The organism is Pseudomonadota bacterium, assembly GCA_010028905.1.
Classification (GTDB): Bacteria; Vulcanimicrobiota; Xenobia; order RGZZ01; family RGZZ01; genus RGZZ01.
In genome coordinates this window covers 1-3,842 of sequence record RGZZ01000476.1, presented here as the reverse complement: position 1 = coordinate 3,842, position 3,842 = coordinate 1, and the positions used below count along the sequence as shown (strand labels likewise).

Annotated in this window: 2 protein-coding genes; both read left to right on the top strand. The window is 67.0% G+C overall.

All coding sequences use genetic code 11. The features are described 5' to 3' along the window. The first annotated feature begins 5 nt into the window (after window positions 1–5). Window positions 6–2,363, top strand: coding sequence for a PBP1A family penicillin-binding protein (locus EB084_21415; protein ID NDD30824.1), 2,358 nt, complete (start codon window positions 6–8; stop codon window positions 2,361–2,363). 116 nt (window positions 2,364–2,479) lie between these two features. After that, the gene (locus EB084_21410; protein NDD30823.1) at window positions 2,480–3,766 is read left to right on the top strand and encodes a sensor histidine kinase; all 1,287 of its coding nucleotides are present in this window, start codon (window positions 2,480–2,482) and stop codon (window positions 3,764–3,766) included. Window positions 3,767–3,842: the final 76 nt, after the last annotated feature.

Sequence of the window (3,842 nt, the reverse complement as noted above, 5' to 3'; positions counted from 1 at the left end):
AGCGCATGGCCACCCCCATCGACGCGGTGAACCCACCGGTCCGCAAGAAGAGCCGCGGCTGTCTGATGATTCTGATGGCCCTGTTCCTCATGACCGGATGCACCATCGTTGCGGTGGTGGGGTTCGGCATGGCCCTCGTCTCGCGCTACTCGCAAGATCTGCCCGACGTCGAGCGGCTTCGCTCATACCAGCCCAGCGAGACAACGCGCATCTATGCCGCCGATGGTTCGCTCATCGCCACGCTGTTCAAGGAGAACCGCACGTGGGTGCCCATCGAGAAGGTCTCGCCGTGGTTCCGCAAGGCCATTCTCGCCACCGAAGACGCGCGCTTCTACGAGCACAACGGCGTCGACTTCATCGGTGTGGCGCGCGCCGCCGTCAAGGACTACACATCGGGTGGTGCGGCACAGGGCGCCTCCACCATCACGATGCAGCTGGCCCGCAACATCTTCCTCCACCCGAAGGTGACCCTGCAGCGCAAGATCCAGGAGATGCTCATCTCCATGCAGCTCGAGCGCAAGTTCACCAAGGACCAGATCCTCGAGCTCTACATGAACCAGGTGTACTTCGGGTCCGGCGCCTACGGCATCGAGGCGGCGGCCGACACCTACTTCGCGAAGAAGGCCAAGGATCTCACGCTCGCCGAGGCGGCCATGATCGCCGGCATCACCCCCGCCCCATCGAGCTACTCGCCACAGGTGAGCCTCCACCTGGCAAAGGTGCGACAGATCCTCGTGCTCAAGCGCATGGTCGATGTCGGCGCGGTGAGCCAGAAGGAAGCGCTCGAAGCCATGCGCGAGCCGCTGGTGATCGCCGAGCCGCGGCGCACCGTGAGCGTGCTCAAGCTGCCCTACTTCACCACCTACGTGCTGCACGAGCTCTTCCAGAAGTACGACGAAGACCTGCTCTACCGCGGAGGGCTGCGCATCTACACCACCGTTGAGCCAAAGATACAGGAAGCCGCGGAAGAGGCCGTGACCTGGGGCGTGAAGAACCTCGGCCCGAGCTACAACGTGCATCAGAGCGCACTGGTCTCCATCGAGCCGCGCACGGGCTACATCCGCGCCATGGCGGGCGGCACCGGCTGGAACGAGAAGAACCAGTTCAACCGCGCCTGGCAGACCCAGCGCCAGCCCGGCTCCACCTTCAAGATCTTCGTCTATCTCACGGCGCTCGAGAGCGGCTACACCCCGGACTCGGTGGTGCCGGACTCCCCCTTCTCGGTGCGCATCGGTCCCAAGGATGTGTGGACCCCCCTCAACAGCGGAGGCGGCTACATGGGGGCCATCCCGCTGCGCACCGCCCTCCAGCACTCCCGAAACGTCGTGGCGGCCCGGCTCGTCGCAGCCCTCACGCCCGAGCGCATCATCGACACTGCCTACAAGATGGGCGTCCGCTCACATGTCGAGCCGAACCTCTCCATTGCGCTGGGCGCGGTTGCCCTGAGCCCCCTCGAGATGGCGACCGCGCTCGCGACCCTGGCCAACGGTGGTGTCCACCAGGATGCCACCGCCATCAAGATGATCAAGGACCCCGAGGGCAACCTGCTGGAAGACAACAGCTATCCCTACCAGCAAGAGGTGCTCTCTCCCTTGAGCGCGCTGGCCATGAGCCAGATGCTCCAGAATGCCGTGGAGAACGGCACCGGAACCGGTGCCCGAATCGACGGTCGCTGGGTGGCGGGCAAGACCGGCACCACCGACTCGAAGAAGGACGCCTGGTTCTGTGGGTTCATTCCCCAGCTGGCGACCGCGGTGTGGTGCGGGAACGACGACAACAGCGCCACCTACAGCTTCGGCGGCGACATCTCCGCGCCCATCTGGAAGCGCTTCACCCTGAACGCGCTGAAGGCGCTGCCCAAGGACCAGGCCAGGCCGCGCTACTTCATGGCCGACGCCAAGGACAATGTGCGCGTCGGCATGTGCGCCGACTCGAAGCGCCGCGCGAACACCGTCTGCCCCCACGTCGAGTACAAGATCGTGAAGTCGAAGGACCTCCCGGCCGGCTTCTGCACGCAGCACGCGTACACGGCGCGTTCGCAGTACGAGATCACGAAGGACAAGGACAGCAAGTCCGACAAGGACAAGGACGCCCACAAGGACGACGCCGAGGCGAAGAAGAAGGCCGACACCCCGGACAAGCCCGCGGCGACGCCGGTTGAACCAGATGAGCCCCCGGCCAACCCGGATACGACCCCCACCGAGCCTGCACCGGGCGCACCGGGTGCACCAGAAGAGCAACCGGCCCCGATTCAGGTCGAGCCCGTCAAGCCGGCGCCGGAGAAGATGCCCGAGCCACCGGTGCCCGTTCCAACCCGCGAGGCACCGCCACGCCCCGCTCCCACGGGCGACGACCAGATCTGAGGCGAGGCGCCTGACGCCGTGGGAGACGTCACCCCCCGAGACCGCGCATACGTTCACACACAGACCGCAGGGCCCACCGCCCACGGAGAGAGGACCGCGGCCCTGGCCGCCCGCCCGTGACAGCACCCGTACCCAGTGCAAGGGCCGACGCCCGCGAGCTCGACGTGGAGTCCATCGTCCGAGGAGCCGCCCTCAAGCAGAACGCGGTGAGCGCGCTTCATGATGTCGCGCAGCGCATGCTCTCGTCGACCCGAAGCGAGCTGCTCGCCCACGCGCTGAAGCGCATCTTCGACGTGGTTCCCGCGGCGCAGCGCGTGGCCGTGGTCGCCTGGCCCCCCGACCCGACCCGTGGCTTCGTGTCGCTCCTGGGCGATGAAGATCTCCGTCGCGAGGGCATCCCCATGAGCCCCGTGAGCACCTCGATGGCGCGACACGCCGTGGAGACCCGCGAGGCCCTCTACTTCGTCGGGGGCTCCCCAGCGCACAGCGCGATCCGAAACGCGCCCAGCGTGCTCGCCCACCAGATCCACAGCGCCATCTACGTGCCGCTGCTCGACGACGACGGTGATGTCATCGCGTTGCTCTGCGTCGACACCCCTCGCCCGGGACTTCCCATCGCCCCCAATGACTTCCCCTTCATCTGCGCGGTGGCCGCCCTGCTCACGGCGGCGCTGCGTGCCGAGGGGCTGCGGGTCGCCGCGCAGCGCCGCGAGCTCGAGATGCGCGAGCAGAAGATCCGTCGCGACGCCCTCGCCAACTGCATGCGTGTGGCCAGTCACGACCTGAAGAACCCACTGGTGGTCATCCAGCTGGCCACCCACCTCATGGCAAAGACCGCGGAGGCCGAGGAGAGACAGATGCTCTCCGAGCAGGTGCAGCGCGCGGTGAGCCGCTCGAATCGTCTCATCAAGACCTATCTCGAGGCGTCCGAGGCGCTCACGGGGCGCACCATGGCGGCGCAGCGACAGCCCACCGATCCGAAAGCCCTGGTCGACGAGGAGATCGAGTTCCTGGCCCTCATGACCGGGGCTCCGAGCATCGACAACCGCATCTCCTGCCGCAACGTCGCCGCCGACGCCGAGAAGCTGCGCCAGATCTTTGCGAACCTCATCGGCAATGCGGTGAAGTACTCCCCGCCAGGCGCCTCGATCGACGTCTCGTCAGAGGAGACAGACACCGCCGTGAGCTTCCACGTGACCGATCGTGGCGTGGGCATCTCCCCCGAAGATCAGGAGCGGCTGTTCCGGCCCTTCGAACGCGTGGGCGACGTGAGCGCCACGCAGGGTACCGGCCTGGGGCTGTGGATCACGCAGACGCTTGTACGGGCGCACGGCGGTGACATCACCGTCAAGAGCGAGCCCGGCGTCGGCAGCCGCTTCACCGTGCGCCTTCCGCGAGCCTGAGACGAGTCCCCGCCAGGGCGTGGACGACACCCCTCGGCGCCCATGGAGGCGCGACCTCTTCGGCCGCGCCTCTAGG

Bases quoted from the DNA above. Each gene is read 5' to 3' on its own strand.
- EB084_21415 (NDD30824.1), top strand. From the start codon at position 6: ATGGCCACCCCCATCGACGCGGTGAACCCACCGGTCCGCAAGAAGAGC.